Genomic DNA, 514 nt, shown 5'->3' with positions numbered 1-514 from the left:
AAAGTAAAAGAGCATAGCTGGAAAGATAGAACGGGACATTTACCTATAGGGAAGGCAGCATTAAGAGAACAGTTAATGCCGGGCTTGTTTATCCCTGTACTACCTGACAGTAAGAAAATAGGAAAACCTGATTATTTGTATTCTAATGTGGTTACTGATTTTGAAGCAGAAAGTATGAAAAGAAATTATATAAATTCTGGAGGAAAAAATAATAAAAATAATATAACTCTAAAAGAAATAAATTCATTGGTAAGCAATCCACATGGAACTTATGTATATGAGAGTGCAATAATTTCAGAAGAAATTTATAATAAATTTAAAGAATACAGAAAAGCACCTATAGAAAGAAAAAATGAGATATTAAGCGAAGTACGGAAACTATATGACTTAGACCAGAGCTTAAAGATAAACTTAATAATAAACGGACCTGCAATTTTGGATAATAGTGAATTTCTATTGAATGCGAAAGATGAATATAATAGAAATGAGCTGTTAAAGGATTATAATAGTGGGA

At 29.8% G+C, this 514-nt stretch carries 1 pseudogene; it reads left to right on the top strand.

What is annotated here, in order from left to right:
- A pseudogene (locus tag EII29_RS12340) lies at positions 1-514 on the top strand (hypothetical protein); the annotation flags it as partial.

It is taken from the genome of Leptotrichia sp. OH3620_COT-345, assembly GCF_003932895.1.
In the GTDB taxonomy this organism is placed as follows: Bacteria; Fusobacteriota; Fusobacteriia; order Fusobacteriales; family Leptotrichiaceae; genus Pseudoleptotrichia.
This window is presented reverse-complemented; position numbering and strand designations above follow the sequence as displayed.